This window comes from Phreatobacter aquiterrae, from assembly GCF_053471285.1.
The window spans coordinates 357,872-375,644 of sequence record NZ_JBJPHW010000001.1 but is presented as its reverse complement, the minus strand read 5'-3'; the positions used below and the strand labels follow the sequence as shown (position 1 = coordinate 375,644).

The following is a 17,773-nucleotide window of genomic DNA, read 5'->3' as shown; positions in this document are numbered from 1 at the left end:
GCGGCCCGGACGCATGCTCTCAGAAACTGTCCCTGATCCACCGGCCGACCCGGGAGAAGTAGCCGTCCGTTCCGGTAGCGGCGAGAAAGCGCCGCTGCGGCTCGAAATGCTCTGCTCCCGCAATCTGCGGATAGACCGAAAGGCCGACGGCAGCGGCGAAGGGCGGACCCTTGGCGCTGTCGGGAAGTGAGGTGACGCCGACCGGCCGGGCGACCCGGACCTGACGGCCGAAGACCTGGGCGGCGAGATCGGCAAGGCCGGGCAGTTGCGCGCCGCCGCCGGTCAGCACCAGCCGGCGGCCGACCTCGGCCGCCGAGCCGGCGGCGACCAGGCGGTCGCGGACCATCTCGAGGATCTCGTCGACGCGCGGCCGGATGATCCGGATGATCTGGGCGCGCGAGACGGAATTGGGCAGGTCGCGGTCATCCTCGGAGATCGAGGGCACGTTGACGATGTCGCGCTCGTCCGACTTGGCGGCGAAGCAGGCGCCGTTCAGCACCTTGATGCGCTCGGCGTCGGAAAGGCGCGTCGACAGGCCGCGGGCCAGATCCATGGTGACGTGGTGCGAGCCGACGGCCACGGCGTCGGCGTGGACGAAGTGCCCGCCGGCGAAGACCGAGAGCGTCGTGGTGCCGGCGCCCATGTCGAGGCAGACGGTGCCGAGTTCGGCCTCGTCGTCGGTGAGCACGGCGAGGCCCGAGGCGAAGGGGGCGGCGACGAGGGCCTCGATGGTCAGATGGCAGCGCTCGATGCAGAGCATGAGATTGCGGGCGGTCGCGGCGTCGCAGGTGACGACATGCATGTCGACGCCGAGCGATGAGCCGAGCATCCCGCGCGGGTCCCTGATGCCGCGCGTGTCGTCGAGGCGGAAGCCGATCGGCATGGAGTGCAGCACGGCCCTGCCCTGGCGCACCGAATGGTCGGAGGCGGCCTGCAGCACGCGGTGCAGGTCGTGCTCCTCGACGCGCGGCGAGGCGCAGGTGACGCGGGCCTCGTACTGCTCCGAGCCGAGGCGGCCAGCCGAGACCGTGACGATGACGCGGTCGACCTGGACCTCGGCCATGCGCTCGGCGGCGTCCACCGCCTGGCGGATCGCGGCCTCGGCCTTGGCCATGTCGGCGATGGCGCCGGCCTTCATGCCGCGGGCGCGGGTATGGCCGATGCCGAGGATCTCGGCCTTGTGGGTGCGGTTCGGCAGGATGTCCGAGCCCTCGCGGGGGCGCAGCCGGACGATCATGCAGACGATCTTCGACGTGCCGATGTCGAGCACGCACATGATCGCCGACCGCTTCGGCGACAGCGGACGCATCTTCGGGGTCAGGCCGTGACGGAAGGGGGCCGTCATGTGCGCTGTCCCTGCAGGGCGCGGCGACGGGCGCGCTCGCGATCCCGCTCGCGCAGGGCCGCCTCGTGGGCCTTCATGGCGTCGTCGGACAGGCGCACCGTGACGCGGTCCGGCACGCGCATGTCGATCATCGTGACGTCGCGGCTGAGCAGGCGGCGCTCGCCGTCGAGGCGGGCGAGATCGACCATGGCGCGGTCGAGATCGGCGTCCGGCAGGCGTACATCGATGCCGTTCTTCAGCACCAGCGTCCAGCGCCGCTCGGCGACGAGTACGGCCGCGCGCACCGATTTCGACACCTCGGGATGGTCGCTCAGCAGGCCGACGATCTCGCGGGCGCGCTCCTCGGCGCCCTTGCCGACGATCAGCGGCAGGTGCTGGAAGCGCGCATCGATGTGGTCGACGATGACCTTTCCGTCGGCGGCGATGACCTGGATGCGGCCGTCGCGCTGCCACAGGGCGAAGGGCTCGCGCTCGACGACCGAGATCATGATCTGGTCGGGATAGAGCTTCTGCACGGTGGCGTCGGCGATCCAGGAATTGGCCTTCAGGCGCTCGCGGGCCTGATCGGCGTCGAAGAACAGCACCGAGGATTCGGGATGGATGCCGGCGACCTCAAGAACCTGGGCGTGGCTCATCTGGTGGTTTCCGGTCAGGCGGACGCCCCCGACCTGAAGACCGGCCGCATTGGCCCCGTAGTCGCCGACGGCGATCAGCGCGCCGTTGATCGCCGGCCAGTGGTCGCCGCGATGGGCGCCGTAGAGGCCGGTGGCGGCGAAGAGGACGAGGGTCGCGGCCATGCCGGCGCGGCGCGGCAGGCGCAGGTTGGCGATCCGGGTGGACAGGCGGCGCAGCCGCAACCGCGCCGCGCTCGGCCGGGAATAGATCTCGGACGCGGTTTCCCGGCGCGACGGGGCGGCGGAGGACCGCAGCCTGTCGCTGGCCTGGGCGAGCGCATCCGCCCCGGCTCCGGCGAGCCTGGCGGTCAGCGATCGAGAGAAGCGTCCAACACCATCCATTCGACCAGCTCGGCGAACGTAATACCTTCGTGAGCGGCCATGTCGGGGACGAGCGAAGTCCCGGTCATCCCGGGCTGCGTGTTGACTTCCAGGCAGACGAGCGCCCCGGTTCCCCCGGGCGTATCGTCGTAGCGGAAGTCCGCACGGCTGACCCCTTTACAGCCGAGCGCCTGATGCGCTGCGAGGGACAGTCTTTGGACCTCAGAGTAAATATTTGGTTTAAGCGGCGCCGGAATCAGATGCTGCGACCCCCCCGGCGCATATTTCGCCTCGTAGTCGTAGAAGGTTCCGGCAAAGGTGATCTCGATGACGCCGAGGGCGCGGTCGCCCATTACCGCGCAGGTCAGTTCACGCCCGGCGATGAAGGGCTCGACGAGCACCGATTCGCCCAGCGCCCACTCGGTCGAATGCAGCTCCTGCGGCGGATGCTCGTGCTCCTTCGTGACGATGAAGACGCCGAGCGAGGAGCCGTCGGTATTGGGCTTGATGACATAGGGCCGCGGCAGCAGATGCTCGCGCGCCGCCTCGCGCCGCGGCACGATCATCCCCCCCGGCACCGGCACGCCGGCCGCCGCCATGATCGTCTTGGCCATGGCCTTGTCCATGGCGACCGCCGAGGCCATCACGCCGGAATGGGTGTAGGGAATCTGCATCACCTCGAGGATGCCGGCGAGCGTCCCGTCCTCCCCTGGCCGGCCGTGGGTGACATTGAGCGCCACGTCCGGCTTCAGCTCAGCGAGCCTCAGCGCGATGTCGCGGCCGACGTCGATGCGCGTCACCCGGTAGCCACGGCCCTCCAGCGCATCGGCGCAGGCCGTGCCCGATGCCAGCGACACCTCGCGTTCGGCGGACCAGCCCCCATAGAGGACGGCGACGTGGGGTTTGGTCATGGCAAAACCTTCAGGATGGGTCAGAGATTCCTGGCGCCGTCGTCATCAGCGTCAGCGGTTGGATCCGCGAAGGCGGCGTTCGTGTCCTCATCCGCCGGGCGTACGAGATCGTCGAGACCGATGCAAAGCACGCGGGCGATGCGGGCCATGGTCTCCAGCGTGCCCTCGCGGCTGCCCGTCTCGATCTGGCTGAGGTAGGAGGGACTGATGAGCGCCGCCTCGGCGAGGTCCTTGACGGAGAGGCCACGGTGGTCGCGCCAGACCCGCACCGGGTGCTCTTCGCCCAAAAGGCGCCGGGCGATATCCGCGGGAACCATCTCATCCTCGCCGGATGCGAGCCGGCGCTTCGCCTCGTCATAGGCAGCGATGTCGGCTAGGTCCTCGGCGGCCTCGACGAGACGCTCGTACTCGTCCTGCGGCAGGAGAACGAGGTTCTCGCCGCCCGGGGTGGTGATGCGCTTGGCGAGGGTCATGACGCTCTCCTCAGGGCTCGTAGACACTGCCGCGCGGGCCGATGGCGAGAATGTCCAGAACGTCGCCTTCGTCGTCGAAGATGACCCGCCAGTCGCCGACACGCAGCCGGAAGCCCGGACGCCCCTGCAGTCGTTTCACCTGTGGCGCCAACTGCTCGGGGAAGGCGGCCAGCTGGTCGATCTTTTCCATGATCCGTCTCGCCTCGTTGGCCGGCATTCGACGGAGCACGCGAAGCGCGCCCTTTCGATATGCCACTTTTCTCGTCATGACTCCATTGCTTTCTGCAACGGAACCCCCACCCGCTTGATTTCCCACTGCAGCTCGACGCTGCTCGTCTCCTTCACCCGCCGCCGCACCTCCTCGCCCAGCGCCTCGATGTCGGCGGCGGTGGCGGTGCCGGTGTTGATGAGGAAATTGCAGTGCATCTCCGACACCTGCGCGCCGCCGAGCCGGAGGCCGCGACAGCCGGCGGCATCGATCAGCTTCCAGGCGGAGTGTCCCGGCGGGTTCTTGAAGGTGGAGCCGCCGGTCTTCTCGCGGATCGGCTGTACCGTCTCGCGGTGGTGCTGCACGGCCTCCATCCGCTCGCGGATGACGGCCGGGTCGGTGGGCGTGCCCCTGAACAGGGCGCGGGTGAAGATCACCGGGCGGCTGACGTCGGACCTGCGGTAGGTGAAATTCATCTGCGCGTTGGTGAAGGTCAAAATCTCACCCTCCCGGGACACGGCGCGCGCCTCGACCAGCACGTCCTTCGTCTCGCCGCCATTGGCGCCAGCGTTCATGATGAGCGCGCCGCCGATGGTGCCGGGAATGCCGTAGTAGAACTCAAGGCCGCCGAGACCAGCGGCCGCCGCCGCCTCGGCGACGCGCTTGTCGGGGGCCACGGCGCCGGCGGTGATCCGGGTGTCCTCCACCGTCACCTCGCCAAAGCCGCGCGGCTTCAGGCGCACGACGACGCCGGCCACGCCGCCGTCGCGGACGATCAGGTTGGAGCCGACGCCGACCGGCATGACCTGGATGTCAGGCGGGAGCTTCGACAGGACATTAGCGAGGTCGGCCTCGTCCTCGGGCGTGAAAAGCACCTGCGCCGTCCCGCCGACACGGAACCAGGTGAGCGGCGCCATCGGCTCGTTGGCGGAAAGGCGGCCGCGCAGGTCGGGGGCGAGGCTGCGGATGAGCGGCGTGATGTCGTCAAACATGGGCCGCCTCCCTGGGTGGGGTGTGGACGAGCAAGCCGGCAGCCACCCGCCTCACTCCCGCGCCAGCTTGTCCAGCTCGCCCGGCAGGGCATAGGCCCATTGCGTGATGTTGCCGGCGCCGAGGCAGATGACGTAGTCGCCGGGCTTCGCCAGCCCCGCCACGATGCCAGCCAGCTGGTGCGGGCCTTCGAGGGCGATGACCGACTTGTGGCCGCGCATCTTCAGTCCGGTGACGAGGTCGTCGCGCGAGGCTCCGGGGATCGGCTGCTCGCCGGCGGCATAGACATCGGCGACGATCACCGTGTCGGCGTCGTTGAAGCAGGTGCAGAACTCGTTGAACAGCGAGGCGAGCCGCGTGTAGCGGTGCGGCTGGACGATGGCGATCACCTGCTTGTCGGTCGAGGCGCGCGCTGCCTTGAGCACGGCGGCGATCTCGACGGGGTGGTGGCCGTAGTCGTCGAAGATGGTGGCGCCGTTCCATTCGCCGGTCTTGGTGAAGCGCCGCTTGACGCCGCCGAAGCCGGCCAGCGCCTTGCGAATCTGCGGGCCGGCCATGCCGAGCTCGCGCGCCACCGCGATGGCGGCGGTGGCGTTCAGCGCATTGTGGCGGCCGGGCATCGGCAGGACGAGATCGTCGATCTCCTCGAGCAGCGCCCCGGCGCGGTCGCGGAACTGCACCTTGAACCGGCACTGGCCGCCGGTGAGGTCGACATCCATCAGGCGCACGTCGGCCTGCGGGTTCTCGCCATAGGTGATGACGCGACGGTCGGCGATGGAGCCGACCATGTCCTGCACCACCGGATGGTCGATGCACATCACACCGAAGCCGTAGAAGGGCAGGTTCTCGATGAAGGAGCGGAAGGCCGTCTTCACCGCGTCGAAATTGCCGTAGTGGTCGAGGTGCTCGGGGTCGATGTTGGTGACGATGGCGACGTCGGCCGGCAGCTTCAGGAAGGAGCCGTCGCTCTCGTCGGCCTCCACCACCATCCAGTTGCCGGCGCCGAGGCGGGCATTGGTGCCGAGCGCGTTGATGATGCCGCCGTTGACGATGGTCGGGTCGAAGCCGCCGGCGTCGAGCAGCGTCGAGACCATCGAGGTCGTCGTCGTCTTGCCATGGGTGCCGGCGATGGCGACGCAGGACTTCAGCCGCATCAGTTCGGCCAGCATCTCGGCGCGGCGGACGACGGGAATGCGCCGCTCGCGGGCGGCGACGAGCTCGGGATTGTCGCGCTTGATGGCGGTGGAGACCACCACCACCTCCGCCGCACCGAGGTTCTCCGCGGCATGGCCGATGGAAATGGTCGCGCCGCGATCCTTCAGCCGCTTGATCGTGTAGCCCTCGGCCGCATCCGACCCCTGCACCTTGTAGCCGAGGTTGAGCAGCACCTCGGCGATGCCGGACATGCCGATGCCGCCGATGCCGATGAAATGGATGGGTCCGATGTCGCGGGGCAGTTTCATGGGTGTTCTTCTAGCGGATTCGGCGGGACGCGGTCAGAAGCGTGAGAATTGGGGCTGCATGAAGGTCGTGGGGCGCCGTCAGGACAGCCCCGCCGTCTTCATTACGAGATCGGCCAGGCGGTCGGCGGCATCCGCGCGCCCCTGTGCCCGGGCGGCGGCGGCTGCCGCGGCGAGCGGGGCCGGATCAACGAGAAGGCGGGTCAGCTCGCCGGCGAGCCAGTCCGGCGTGAAGTCGGCCTGCTTCACGACCGTCGACGCGCCCGCGGCGGCCAGCGTCGCGGCGTTCATCAGTTGGTCCTGGTCGAGCGCATGCGGCAGCGGCACGAGGATGGAGGGCCGGCCGATGACGGAGAGCTCGGCCACGGTGGAGGCCCCGGAGCGGGCGATGACGAGGTGGGCGCCGGCGAGGCGCGCCGGCAGGTCGACGAAGAAGGGCGCGACCTCGGCGGCGACGCCGAGACGGGCATAGGTGGCCTCGACGGCCGCCTGGTCCTCGGCCCGCGCCTGCTGGACGAGGTGCAGGCGCGCGCGCAGGGCGGCGTCCACCTGTTCGAGGGCGGGCGGGACGATCTCGCTCATCACGCGCGCCCCCTGGCTGCCGCCGAAGACGCAGAGGCGGAACGGGCCGCCCGCCACGGGCGCGTCGTAGGGCGTCGCCGCGGCCTCGATGACCATGGGCCGCACGGGATTGCCGGTGAAGCTCGCCTTCTTCGCCAGCACGGGGTCGCCGTCGCGAACGCCGGGGAAGGAGGTTGCGATGGCGGTGACGCGGGCGGAGAGCTGACGGTTGGCGCGGCCCATCACGGCGTTCTGGTCGTGGATGACGGTGGGCACGCCGAGCTGGGTGGCCGCGAACATCGGCGGCAGCGTCGGGTAGCCGCCGAAGCCGATGACGGCGGCGGGCTTCAGCACGCGGATGATCTTGCGGGCATGCAGGTAGCCGCGCCCCAGCGTGAAGGCCGTCTTCGCCAGCGCCAGCGGGTTCCGCGCGCCGATGGTGGCCGATTCGACGATGTGGGTGGCGCGGGCCGGAAAGGCGCGGCCGTACTTCTCCGCCCGCTCGTCGGTGACGAGATCGACGAGGCAGCCGCGGGCGGCCAGCGCCACCGACAGGGCTTCGGCCGGGAACAGGTGGCCGCCGGTGCCGCCGGCGCAGACGAGGATCAGCGGCTGGCCCATGTCAGACCCGGCTCGCCTGATAGTGGCTGAGTTCGGCCATGGTCTCGGCCCGCGGACGCCGCCGGGTCAGCGCGATGAGCATGCCCATGCCGAAGGCGAGCGCGATGAGCGAGGAGCCGCCATAGGAGACGAAGGGCAGGGTCATGCCCTTGGGCGGAATGAGGTGCAGGTTGACCATCAGGTTGATGCAGCTCTGCAGGCCGAACAACATGGCGAGGCCCGCCACCGCGAAGCGGCAGAACGGGTCCTCGTCCTTGTGTGCGTGGTTCAGCGAGCGCAGCACCACGAAGGCGAAGAGGGCGATGATGACGAGGCAGAGGATGGCGCCGAACTCCTCGGCCGCCACGGCGAAGATGAAGTCGGTGTGGCTGTCCGGGATGATGCGCTTCACCGTGCCCTCGCCCGGGCCCTTGCCGAACCAGCCGCCCTGCTGGAAGGCGTCTATGGCGACATCCACCTGGAAGGTGTCTGAGGTTCCGGGCTCGAGGAACTTGTCGATGCGCCGGCGCACGTGCGGGAAGGTGAAATAGGCGCCGGCGATGCCGGCCGCGCCGACGCCGGCCAGGCCGAAGACCCAGAGCCAGCGCATCCCGGCCATGAAGAACAGCGCCGCCCAGACGGCGGTGACGAGCGAGGTCTGCCCGACGTCGGGCTGCAGGATCAGCGGCGTCACGGTGGCGCCGAGCAGCAGCATGGCAAGGAGGTTGGCCGGCATTTCCGGGCGCTTGGCGCTTTCCGCGAAGAGCCAGGCGGCGAGCACTACGAAGGCGGGCTTGAGGAATTCCGAGGGCTGCAGGCCGATCCCGGCGAAGTTCAGCCAGCGCCGCGCGCCCTTGATCTCCGCGCCGATGAACAGCGTCGCCACGACCAGAACCAGCGAGCCGATGAAGGCGACGAAGGCGAGGCGGCGGATCCAGTAGGGCGACAGGAAGGAGGTGGCGATGAGGACGATGGTCGCCGGGATCAGGAAGAACACCTGCCGGTTGACGAAGTGGAAGGTGTCGAGACCGATGCGGTGCGCGACCGCAGGCGACGCCGCGAGCGACAGCACGATGCCGGCGAGCATCAGCCCAAACAGGGCGGAGAGCAGCAGCCGGTCGACGGTCCACCACCATTCGCCGAAGGCCGTGCGTTCAGCCCTGGAGATCATGCGCCGTCCCCGTCACACGTGAATGCGCCCGCCGATGCGGGCTTTCAGGAAATCTAAAGGGCGCCGCTCAACGTTTCGTTAACCGCGTGGGGGTGGCTGTGCCTTTGCCCGTGACTGGAACCGCTGACAACAATGGCCGCGCCGGCCCGCGGTGCGCGGTGCGCGGTGCGCGGGATGATGCAGGCCGCACCAGTCCCTCACACCCTCTCGACACCCGGCATGGCCAGCACGAGGTCGCGGAAGGCCTTGCCGCGCACCTCGAAGTTCGGGAACTGATCATAGCTGGCGCAGGCGGGCGAGAGCAGGACCACGGGATCAGCCGCGCCGTCCGCCGCCGCATCAGCGGCCGCCATGGCGACCGCCTTGTCGAGGGTGCCGGCGACCACATGAGGATGGCTGCCGAGGGTCACGGCGAAATCCCCGGCCGACTTGCCGACCAGATAGGTCTTGCGGATGCGCGGGAAGAAACGGGCGAGAGGGGCGATGCCACCCTCCTTCGCCGTCCCGCCGGCGATCCAGTAGATGTCGGAAAAGGCGGCGAGCGCCTTCTCGGCAGAATCGGCGTTGGTGGCCTTGGAATCATTGACGAAGAGAACGCTGCCGATGCGCCCCACCTGCTCCATGCGGTGGGCGAGGCCCGGGAAGGTCAGCATGGCGCGGACGATCTCGGCATGGGTGAGGCCGAGGGCCTCGCAGGCGGCATAGGCGGCCATGGCGTTCTGGGCGTTGTGGGTGCCGCGCAGGGCGCCGGCCGAGCCGATGGAGAAGCGCGCGACGACAGCGCCGGCCTTCGTGCGGACGACGTCGGCGCCTTCGAGGCACAGGCCGTCGGCGACCGGATTGCGGATCGAGATGCGCACCACCTGATGTCCCGCCCGCTCGGCGCGGTCGGCCATGGACTGGCTGTGGCGGTCGTCGATGCCGAGGATGGCGGTGCCGCCCGGCTGCACGCCGGCGATGAGGCGCTCCTTGACCCCGGCATAGAGGTCGAGCGTGCCATGCCGGTCGAGATGGTCGGGCGTGATGTTCAGGCAGATGCCGACCAGCGGGTCGATGGACGGCGTCAGGTCGATCTGGAAGGACGAGCACTCGACGACGTGGCAGCGCCCGACCGCGGGGGCCGCGAGCGACAGGATCGCCGTGCCGATATTGCCGCCCATCTGCGGATCGCGGCCGGCGGCGGCAAGGATGTGGGTGATCAGCGCCGTCGTCGTCGACTTGCCGTTTGTGCCGGTGATGGCGACGAAAGGCGAGCGTGGCACGGTCGCCCGCCGCTCGCGGCAGAAGAGCTCGATGTCGCCGAGCACCTCGACGCCGTTGGCGCGGGCGAGGCCGACGCTCCAGTGCGGCGCGGGATGGGTCAACGGCACGCCGGGCGCGAGCACCAGCGCGGCGACGCCCGACCAGTCGATCTGGCGCAGGTCCGCCGTCTCGTGGCCGGCAGCGGCCGCCTTGTCGACGGAGGCGGGATTGTCGTCCCAGGCGATGACGCGGGCGCCGCCAGCCCTCAGCGCCTCGCAGGTGGCAAGGCCCGAACCGCCGAGGCCGAAGACGGCGACGGAGGCGCCGCGGAAGGTGGTGACCGGGGTCATCTCAGCGCAGCTTCAGCGTTGACAGGCCCGCGAGCGCCAGCACGAAGGCGATGATCCAGAAGCGGACGACCACCTGCGGCTCCGACCAGCCCTTCTTCTCGAAATGGTGGTGGATCGGCGCCATGCGGAAGACGCGCTTGCCGGTCAGCTTGAAGGAGACGACCTGGACGATGACCGAGACCGCCTCCAGCACGAAGAGGCCGCCGACCACCAGCAGCACGATCTCGTGCTTCACCGCCACCGCAATGGTGCCGATCAGGCCGCCGAGCGCCAGCGAACCGGTGTCGCCCATGAAGATGTGGGCCGGCGGCGCGTTGAACCACAGGAAGCCGAGGCCGGCGCCGATCAGCGCGCCGATGATGACGATGATCTCGCCCGTGCCCGGCACGTGGGTGATCTGCAGGTAGTTGGCGAAGAAGGCGTTGCCCGACAGGTAGGCGATCACGCCGAAGGTGCCGGCGGCGATCATCACCGGCACGATGGCGAGGCCGTCGAGCCCGTCGGTGAGGTTCACCGCATTGCCGGAGCCGACGATGACGAAGGCGCCGAACAGGATCATCAGGTAGCCGATGTTGATCGACAGGTCCTTGATGAAGGGAAAGAAGATCGAGGTGTTGAGCGGCTCGCGGGTGACCATCATCACCGCGGTGACGGCGAGACCGGCGATGAGGAATTCCAGCGCAAGGCGGGCCTTGCTGGAGAAACCGGCGTGGGTCTGCTTCGTCACTTTGAGGTAGTCGTCGTAGAAGCCGATGGCGCCGAAGCCGAGCAGCACGAACAGCAGAATCCAGACATAGGGGCTGCGCAGGTTCGCCCAGAGCAGCGTCGCCACCAGGAGGCCGGAGAGGATCATCAGGCCGCCCATGGTGGGCGTGCCCTTCTTGGCCATGTGCGATTCGGGGCCGTCGGCGCGGATCGGCTGGCCCTTGCCCTGTTTCAGGCGCAGGAGCTGGATCAGGCCCGGACCGAACAGGAAGACGAAGATCAGCGCCGTGAAGATCGCGCCGCCGGTGCGGAACGTGATGTAGCGGAAGACGTTGAGCGGCGAGAAGACACCGGAAAATTCGGCAAGGAAGGCGAACATCGTTGTTGTCGTCTTTCGGTCCCTGGCAGCCCCGGCGGACCGAATCACCGTCGCCGCGCGCTTTCTTGTCTGTCTCGATATGCCTGCGGCGGCGGCGGGCGCAAAGTCCGCACGTCGGATGAGCGGAACGCCGGCCTCAGGCGACGCCCTGCTGGTCCTCGGCGGGAACCGCCGGGAAACTCGCCTTCAGCGTCTCCACGAGAGGCGCCATGCTGCTGCCGCGCGAGCCCTTGACCATGGCGACGTCGCCCGCCTTCAGCGCGCGGATCACCATCGGCTCAAGCTCGGCCGCGGTGGCGGCATAGGCGCCGCGGCGATGCGGTGGCAAGGCCTTCCAGAGATTGTCCATCAGCGGCCCCGAGCAGAAAACGAGGTCGATGCCGGCCTTGTCGACCGGTTCGGCAACGGCGGCATGCAGCGCCGGCCCCTCGGCGCCGAGTTCCAGCATGTCGCCAAGCACGGCGATGCGGCGGCCCTCGGGCCCCTTCGGCGTCGATCCGAGCACCGCCAGCGCCGCCCGCAGCGACACCGGATTGGCGTTGTAGCTCTCGTCGAGCAGGGTGAACGATCCCGACGGCAACCGCCGCTGCGAGCGCTCGCCGCGGCCGGCCACGGCCTTCGTTTCGCCGAGAGCCAGCGCCGCGACCGCAAGGTCGGCCCCGGCGAGCTTGGCTGCCGCCAGCACGGCCAGCGAGTTGATGGCGAGATGTCGGCCCGGCGAGCCGATCTTGTAGGTCACGTCGATGCCCATGATCCGCGCCGAGACGGTGGAGCAATCGGGCGCCAGAACGACGCGCAGCAGGCGGACGTCCGCCTCCTCGTGCTCGCCGAAGGAGATGATGGTCTCGATCCCCGCGGCGCGGGCGGCGCGCGCGAGGCGCTCGTAGAAGCGGTTGTCGCGGGGCAGCACGGCAGCGCCGCCATGCTCGACGCCGACGAAGATTTCCGCCTTGGCATCGGCGACGGCCTCGATGGAACCGAGGTTCTCGATATGGACGGCCTCGACATTGGTGATGATGGCGATGTCCGGCCTCACCATGCGGCTCAGCGGGGTGATCTCGCCGGCATGGTTCATGCCGATCTCGAAGACGCCGAACTGGCTCGATGCCGGCATGCGGGTGAGCGTCAGCGGCACGCCGATATGGTTGTTGAAGCTCTTCGGCGGCGCGTGCGTGCGGCCCTCGCGCGCCAGCACCTGGGCGAGCGTCTCCTTGGTCGAGGTCTTGCCGATGGAGCCGGTGACGGCGAGGATCTTCGCGGCGGTCCGGGCGCGGGCGACGGCGCCTGCCTTTTCCAGCGCCTTCAGCGGGTCGGCGACGACGATGTAGGCGCCGGCGGGCGCGGCCTGGGCCCAGTCCTGCGAGACGACCGCCACAGCGGCGCCCTTGTCGAGGGCGGCCTGGACGAAGGCGTGGCCGTCATGGGCATGGCCCTTGATGGCGACGTAGGCCTCGCCGGGCTGCAGCGTGCGGGAGTCGATGGAAATATCCGTGACGGTCGGTGCCGGCGTGCCGACGAGGCTGCCGCCCATGGCGCGCGCCAGTGCTTCGGTGGTCCAGAGAGGCGGCTGGCTCATGCGGCAGTCCCTTTCGAGGCAGGTTCGGACGGAAGGGTCGAGAAGGCGCGGATCGCCGCCATGGCGACCTCGTGATCGGAGAAGGGCAGCGTCGTTGCGCCGACGATCTGGCCGGTCTCGTGGCCCTTGCCGGCGATCACCAGCAGATCGCCCGCCTCAAGATCCCGCACGGCGGCGCGGATCGCCTCGGCCCGGTCGCCGATCTCTTCGGCGCCAGGAGCGGCCGCCATGATCTGCGCCCTGATGGCGGTCGGGTCCTCGGAGCGCGGATTGTCGTCGGTGACGATGACCCGGTCGGCCTTCTCCACCGCGATGCGGCCCATCATCGGCCGCTTGCCGGGGTCGCGGTCGCCGCCGCAACCGACGACGACGACAAGCCTTCCGGAAGCGAAGGGCCGGGCAGCGTCGAGCACGGTCTCGAGCGCACCGGGCTTGTGGGCGTAGTCGACGACGACGGGCGCGCCGTCCTTGGCGCCGACGAACTCGAGACGGCCCTTCGCGCCCTCGAGCGTCTCGAGCGCGGCAAAGGCGCGCTCCGGCGCCACCCCGCAGCCGATGGCGAGGCCCGCCGCGACGAGCGCGTTATCGACCTGAAAGCGGCCGAGCAGCGGAATGCGGATGTCGTGCGTGCGACCGAAGGCGGCGAGGCTGACACGCTGGGCCGCGCCGTCGATGGCTTCCGACAGGATGGCGATGGTCTCAGCCCCCGGTGCGATGTCCCGGCCGATGACGATCAGGCGCTGCCCCCGCGCTTTCGCCGCGGCGATGAAGGGCTCCCCCTCCTCGCCCGCCATGACGACGGCCGTCCCGTCGGCGGGCAGCAGATCGGTGAAGAGGCGCAGCTTGGCGGCGCGATAGGCCTCGACCGTGTGGTGATAGTCCAGATGGTCGCGCGACAGGTTGGTGAAGCCGGCCGCCCGGATGCGCACGCCGTCGAGCCGGTGTTGATCGAGCCCGTGGGACGAAGCCTCGAACGCGACGTGGGTGACGCCCTCGCCGGCCAGCGTATCGAGGGTCTGGTGAAGGGTCACGGGATCGGGCGTCGTCAGGCCGCCATAGACCTCGCCGGAGGGCCGGACCACGCCGACCGTGCCGATGGAGGCGGCCTGATGACCCTCGCGCGCGAAGATCTGCCGCACGAAGGCGGCGACCGATGTCTTGCCGGAGGTTCCGGTGACGGCGGCGATGGTGCCGGGCTGGCGGGGATGGAAACGGCTCGCTGCGAGCGCGAGAGATCGCCGCGCGTTGGCGACGATCACGACAGGCACGCCCGCGACATCCGGCGGGGCAGCCGGGCTGTCGGTGACGATGGCGGCGGCACCGGCCTTCGCCGCGGCCCCCGCATAGGCCATGCCGTCGGTCTTCTCGCCCTTCATCGCGAAGAAGACGGTGCCCGGCCCGACCGCGCGACTGTCGGCGGTCAGGCCGGTGACGGCGACGCTGCCAAGGAGGGGCGGCGTCTCGTCGGCGAGGAGAGCTGACAGGTGCATGGCGGCTTTCGCGGGTTTCGGATGGGCGACATCAGCGGCAGGCACTGTGGCGGTCGTGGGGCAGCCGCAGGACCGTCAGCGGCCGGGCATGCGATAGCCGGTCTGGATCGCCTGCATCGCCGGCGGCATGTCGAAGCGCGGCTGCAGGCCCAGAAGCGGCGCGGAGCGGGCGATGACGCGGCTGGCGGTGGGGGCGGCGTTGAAGCCGGCGGTGGCGAGGCCGTGGGTCTCCGGGATGCCGCGCGGCTCGTCCAGCATCACCAAGAGGAGGTAGCGCGGCTGGTCGGCCGGAAAGATGGCCATGAAGGAGTTGAGCTGCTTGTCCTTCGAATAGCGCCCGCCGATGACCTTCTCCGAGGTGCCGGTCTTGCCGCCGACATAGAAGCCGTCGACCTCGGCCCGGCGGCCGGAGCCGCGTTCGGAGTTGAGGCGCATCAGAAAGCGCATGGCGGCGGAGGTCTCCGGGCGGATGACCTGCCGGGTGACGGCCTGGGCCTCCTCCGGCGTGCGGCGCAGAAAGGTTGGCTGGATCAGGCGGCCGCCGTTGATCAGCGCCGCCGTGCCCATGACCGCCTGCAGCGGTGCGACCGACAGGCCGTGGCCGAAGGAGACGGTCGCCGCCGTGATGTCGGGCCAGCGCCGCGGAACGAGCGGCGCGGTCGACGGGCCGATCTCGGTGACGACCCTGTCGAACTGGCCGAGCCGGCGCAGGAAGCCGCGCTGGTGCTCGGCCCCGAGGGTCAGCGCCATGCGGCTGGTGCCGATGTTGGAGGAATAGGTGAAGACCTCGGGCAGGGTCAGCACGCGCCGCTGGGCGTGGAAGTCCTTCACCTGATGGCGGCCGACGGCCATGGGAAAGCGGGCGTCGAGCGTCGAGTTGATGGTGAAGCGGCCCGAATCCAGCGCCATGGCGGTGGTCAGCGACTTCATCACCGAACCCATCTCGTAGACGCCCGTGGTGATGCGGTTGGCGCGGTCGAAGCCGGCGGCGGTCGCGGGCCGGTTGGGGTCGTAGTCGGGGATCGAGGCGAGCGCGAGGACCTCGCCGGTGTTGACGTCAATGATGACGCCGGCCGCCGCCTTGGCGCGGAATTTCTGGTGCGCCTGGACGAGTTCGTCGCGCAGGACATGCTGCACGCGCAGGTCAATCGAGAGCCGCACGGCCGCCTGGTTGCGGTCGGTCACGAGGCCGGCACGGTGCAGTTCGGCAAGGCCCTGATTGTCGATGTAGCGCTCGATGCCGCCGAGGCCCTGGTTGTCGACATTGACCATGCCGAGAACGTGGGAGAGCGTCGACCCGTTCGGATAGGAACGCTTGGCCTCGCGCAAGAAGCCGACGCCGGGAATGCCGAGGCGGTGGATCTGGTCGCGCTGGACCGGCGTGATCTCGCGGCGCAGCCAGACGAAGCCCTTGCCGGAGCGCAGGCGCTCGCGCACCTCGCGGGCGTCGAGATCCGGCAGCACGGCGGTGAGCAGTTCGGTCGCCTCGTCGACGTCGAAGCTGGCCGCCAGCTTCTTCGGCTCGGCATAGAGCGAGATCGTCCTGACGTCGGTCGCCAGCACCTCGCCGTTGCGGTCGAGGATGTCCGGACGGGCGGCGGATACGGCCTCGGCGCTGCGCACGCCGGACTGGGCCGACCGGTCGTAGCGCACCACGTAGAGGACGAGGCTGACGGCGATAATCGAATAGAGGACGCCGAAGCCGAGCATAGCGAGGCGCACGCGGGAGCGCGCCTTGCGCAGGCGCGCCTCCTGCGGACCGGCGAGGATCCAGGCCATGAAATGGCGCGCGCGCATGAAGATGGAGGGGCGGGCGGACATCAGCGGCCTCCCGTGGGGCGACGCGGCGGCAACGGGGCGCCGGGCACCGAACCGGTCGTTGCGGGGTCGCCGCCGCCCGTATCCATGGCTTCCAGCATCGATCCGATGGGATCGGGGTCGACGAAGGGCTTGTCCGGCAGGTTTGCGAGATCGTGGAGCTGGTTGATGGCGAGCGGCCTCAGACGCAGGTGCTTCTCGGCCAGCGCCTGCAGACGGTCGGGGCTGTTGAGCTGCGCCCACTGAGCCTTGAGCTCGGCAATGGATTCGCGCTCGCGGGCGATCTCGAGGCGCAGCTTCGCCGCCTGCTCGGCGTGACGCGTCGCCTCGTACTTGACCTTGTAGACGATGGCCGCCGCGACGATCAGCGCAGCCACGACGACGAGGTTGAGGATGCGCATCATGGGCGGGTCCTCGCAGGCGCATCCGTCCGCTCGGCGGCGCGCAGCTTGGCCGAACGGGCGCGCGGATTGGCGGCGCTTTCGGCACCGGACGCCGCCACCGCCTTGCGATGGACGAGGATGAATGTCGGGTCGGGAGCCCGGCTCGCCGGCGCATGGCGCGAGCCGCCGGCGGTCTTGCCGGAGCGGTCGGCCATGAACTGCTTGACGATGCGGTCCTCCAGCGAATGGAAGGTGACGACGACGAGGCGTCCGCCGGGCCTGAGAATGCGTTCGGCGGCATCGAGCGCGGTCTCGAGTTCGCCGAGCTCGTCGTTCACGGCGATGCGCAGCGCCTGGAAGGTGCGGGTCGCCGGATGGATGTCGCCGGGCTTGGAGCGCACGACGCGGGCGACGATGTCGGCGAGGCGCCGGGTGGTGACGATCGGCTCGACCGCCCGCTCGCGCACGATGGCCTTGGCGATCGGGCGCGACAGGCGCTCCTCGCCATAGGTGTAGATGAGGTTGGCGAGCGCCGTCTCCTCAAGCCACGCCACGAGGTCGGCGGCGCTCTGGCCCTCGCGCGCCATGCGCATGTCGAGTGGGCCGTCGAAGCGGAAGGAGAAGCCGCGCTCGGCCTCGTCGAGTTGCATGGAGGAAACGCCGATGTCGAGGACGACGCCGTCGACGGCCTCGTGCCCGAGGCTGCGGGCGACCGCGTCGAGATTGGCGAAGCGGTCGTGGGCGAGCATCAGACGGCCCTCGGAGGCGGCGACCAGCGCCTCTCCCCCGGCGATGGCGGTGGGGTCGCGGTCGATGCCGATGACGTGCGTGGCAGCGGCATCGAGAATGGCGCGGGTATAGCCGCCGGCGCCGAAGGTGCCGTCGATGATGACCTGTCCGTCGCGGGGCGAGAGGGCGGTCATGACCTCGGCCAGCAGCACGGGAACGTGCCGGGCCGCCTCGCCCGCGCCTCCCCTGCCAACCGGTTCCGTCATGCCAAGTCTCCCGCGTGCCGCTCCGACGAGGCGAGGCCGGCGGGCAAACGCGCAGTTGCCTGACGCACGGCGCGCGCGGTCGGCGCGCGTCGGAGACGTCGGGGTGGGCTGCTCGCTGCGG

Annotated in this window: 16 protein-coding genes; all 16 read right to left on the bottom strand. The window is 69.8% G+C overall.

The features are described 5' to 3' along the window. Positions 1-19: 19 nt before the first annotated feature. The 16 genes from ftsA to rsmH all read right to left on the bottom strand — a co-directional run bounded on the left by ftsA (position 20) and on the right by rsmH (position 17,652). Positions 20-1,345 (bottom strand): cell division protein FtsA, encoded by a 1,326-nt coding sequence (ftsA, locus tag ACJ4V0_RS01760; protein WP_448297824.1) that lies wholly within the window; start codon positions 1,343-1,345, stop codon positions 20-22. Next, entirely contained in the window at positions 1,342-2,361 is a 1,020-nt protein-coding gene (locus ACJ4V0_RS01755) for a cell division protein FtsQ/DivIB (RefSeq protein WP_448297823.1), read from the bottom strand. The genes ftsA and ACJ4V0_RS01755 overlap by 4 nt, the downstream gene beginning before the upstream one ends. After that, positions 2,328-3,251 (bottom strand): D-alanine--D-alanine ligase, encoded by a 924-nt coding sequence (locus tag ACJ4V0_RS01750; RefSeq protein ID WP_448297822.1) that lies wholly within the window; start codon positions 3,249-3,251, stop codon positions 2,328-2,330. The genes ACJ4V0_RS01755 and ACJ4V0_RS01750 overlap by 34 nt, the downstream gene beginning before the upstream one ends. Before the next feature lie 20 nt (positions 3,252-3,271). Beyond that, positions 3,272-3,724, bottom strand: coding sequence for a helix-turn-helix domain-containing protein (locus tag ACJ4V0_RS01745; protein ID WP_448297821.1), 453 nt, complete (start codon positions 3,722-3,724; stop codon positions 3,272-3,274). Positions 3,725-3,734: 10 nt separating this feature from the next. Continuing rightward, positions 3,735-3,914 carry a type II toxin-antitoxin system RelE family toxin gene (locus tag ACJ4V0_RS01740; protein ID WP_448297820.1) on the bottom strand — a complete coding sequence of 60 codons (180 nt, stop codon included), beginning with the start codon at positions 3,912-3,914 and terminating at the stop codon, positions 3,735-3,737. Positions 3,915-3,988: 74 nt separating this feature from the next. Then, the gene (gene murB, locus ACJ4V0_RS01735; protein ID WP_448297819.1) at positions 3,989-4,924 is read right to left on the bottom strand and encodes a UDP-N-acetylmuramate dehydrogenase; all 936 of its coding nucleotides are present in this window, start codon (positions 4,922-4,924) and stop codon (positions 3,989-3,991) included. A 51-nt stretch (positions 4,925-4,975) separates the two neighbouring features. Further along, positions 4,976-6,385, bottom strand: a complete 1,410-nt coding sequence (gene murC / locus ACJ4V0_RS01730; RefSeq protein WP_448297818.1) for a UDP-N-acetylmuramate--L-alanine ligase — start codon at positions 6,383-6,385, stop codon at positions 4,976-4,978. A 78-nt stretch (positions 6,386-6,463) separates the two neighbouring features. Then, a complete protein-coding gene (murG, locus tag ACJ4V0_RS01725; protein WP_448297817.1) occupies positions 6,464-7,564 on the bottom strand; it encodes an undecaprenyldiphospho-muramoylpentapeptide beta-N-acetylglucosaminyltransferase in 1,101 nt (366 codons plus the stop codon). A 1-nt stretch (position 7,565) separates the two neighbouring features. Then, positions 7,566-8,714: a putative lipid II flippase FtsW gene (ftsW, locus tag ACJ4V0_RS01720; RefSeq protein WP_448297816.1), complete on the bottom strand. Its 1,149-nt coding sequence runs from the start codon at positions 8,712-8,714 to the stop codon at positions 7,566-7,568. A 197-nt stretch (positions 8,715-8,911) separates the two neighbouring features. Beyond that, positions 8,912-10,306, bottom strand: a complete 1,395-nt coding sequence (gene murD, locus ACJ4V0_RS01715; protein WP_448297815.1) for a UDP-N-acetylmuramoyl-L-alanine--D-glutamate ligase — start codon at positions 10,304-10,306, stop codon at positions 8,912-8,914. A gap of 1 nt (position 10,307) precedes the next feature. Next, positions 10,308-11,390: a phospho-N-acetylmuramoyl-pentapeptide-transferase gene (gene mraY / locus ACJ4V0_RS01710; RefSeq protein ID WP_448297814.1), complete on the bottom strand. Its 1,083-nt coding sequence runs from the start codon at positions 11,388-11,390 to the stop codon at positions 10,308-10,310. Between the two features lie 136 nt (positions 11,391-11,526). Further along, positions 11,527-12,966, bottom strand: coding sequence for a UDP-N-acetylmuramoylalanyl-D-glutamyl-2,6-diaminopimelate--D-alanyl-D-alanine ligase (locus tag ACJ4V0_RS01705; RefSeq protein ID WP_448297813.1), 1,440 nt, complete (start codon positions 12,964-12,966; stop codon positions 11,527-11,529). Continuing rightward, positions 12,963-14,456 carry a UDP-N-acetylmuramoyl-L-alanyl-D-glutamate--2,6-diaminopimelate ligase gene (locus tag ACJ4V0_RS01700; RefSeq protein WP_448297812.1) on the bottom strand — a complete coding sequence of 498 codons (1,494 nt, stop codon included), beginning with the start codon at positions 14,454-14,456 and terminating at the stop codon, positions 12,963-12,965. The genes ACJ4V0_RS01705 and ACJ4V0_RS01700 overlap by 4 nt, the downstream gene beginning before the upstream one ends. 75 nt (positions 14,457-14,531) lie before the next feature. Beyond that, positions 14,532-16,277 (bottom strand): peptidoglycan D,D-transpeptidase FtsI family protein, encoded by a 1,746-nt coding sequence (locus ACJ4V0_RS01695; RefSeq protein WP_448297811.1) that lies wholly within the window; start codon positions 16,275-16,277, stop codon positions 14,532-14,534. Then, the gene (gene ftsL, locus ACJ4V0_RS01690; protein ID WP_448297810.1) at positions 16,277-16,678 is read right to left on the bottom strand and encodes a cell division protein FtsL; all 402 of its coding nucleotides are present in this window, start codon (positions 16,676-16,678) and stop codon (positions 16,277-16,279) included. The genes ACJ4V0_RS01695 and ftsL overlap by 1 nt, the downstream gene beginning before the upstream one ends. After that, positions 16,675-17,652 (bottom strand): 16S rRNA (cytosine(1402)-N(4))-methyltransferase RsmH, encoded by a 978-nt coding sequence (gene rsmH, locus ACJ4V0_RS01685; RefSeq protein WP_448297809.1) that lies wholly within the window; start codon positions 17,650-17,652, stop codon positions 16,675-16,677. Before rsmH ends, ftsL begins: the two co-directional genes overlap by 4 nt. Positions 17,653-17,773 lie beyond the last annotated feature (121 nt).